The sequence below is a fragment of the Falsiroseomonas oryziterrae genome (assembly GCF_021864505.1).
Taxonomy (GTDB): Bacteria; Pseudomonadota; Alphaproteobacteria; order Acetobacterales; family Acetobacteraceae; genus Falsiroseomonas; species Falsiroseomonas oryziterrae.
This window is the reverse complement of sequence record NZ_JAKJIB010000641.1, coordinates 1-880: the sequence shown is the minus strand read 5'-3', so window position 1 is coordinate 880 and position 880 is coordinate 1. Positions and strand designations below refer to the sequence as shown.

1 pseudogene is annotated in these 880 nt (G+C 78.6%); it reads right to left on the bottom strand.

Annotated elements, in window-relative coordinates:
- Nucleotides 1-762, bottom strand: a pseudogene (locus L2I40_RS23810) (alpha/beta fold hydrolase); the annotation flags it as partial.
- Between the last annotated feature and the right edge of the window lie 118 nt (nucleotides 763-880).

Below are 880 nucleotides of genomic sequence, written 5' to 3'. Positions count from 1 at the left end.
GCCCTCGAGCCCGGGCAGCAGCGCCGGGATCGCCGGGGCGCGGGACGCGTCCTCCGGCGTGGCATGGAAATCCCAGGGCGTCGCCAGCAGGCCGAGCGCCGCGACGCCGCCGGCGGGCCGGCGCAGCGCCGCGGCCAGCGCCAGCAGCCCGCCCATGCAGTAGCCGACCAGCATGACGGGCTCGGGCAGCGCCGCCAGCGCGCGCTCCAGCCGGCCAGCGACGTAGTCCGTCAGGGTGAAGCCGCGCTCGACCTCGTCGGGCCAGCCCCAGTCCAGCAGGAGCGGCCGCACGCCCTGCCGCGCCAGGAAGCGGACCAGGGAGGCGCGCTCCGTCAGGTCGAGGACATAGGCCCGATTGACCAGGGACGGGACGAAGAGCACGGGCGGGCCCGCGGCGCCCGGCAGCCCGTAATCCAGCAGCCGCGATCCACCTTCCGACCAGATCGCCGGAGGGTCGGCCAGATCGCGGCGCCAGGGGTGGCGGCGATAGGCGGCAATGCCGGCCACCAGCGCGCGATCCTCGCGCAGCAGCCGGCGCAGCAGCGCCGCGCGGAAGGCCTCAGGCGCGTGGGCGCCGTCGGCGAGGCGGGCGAGGATCCGGGCCCGCTCCGCCTGGCCCGCCCTCGAGATCGGCCAGGCGTCGCTCCAGCTCGGCGAGCCGGCGGGCGAGGGCATCGTCGCGGCCAGCGCCATCCATCCCCGGCTCGCGCCGAGCATCAGGTGGAGCGGCAGCGGCCGGGGGCCGCGCCGTGACACCGGCATGGGCGGCGCCGTCATGCGGGGCGGGCCAGGGTGGCGCGGCGCGCCCGAAGGGCGGGGCGGCGGCGGCCCGCATCCAGGCCGCCCCCGGGTCGGAGGAGCAGACGCCCGGAGCCCAGGC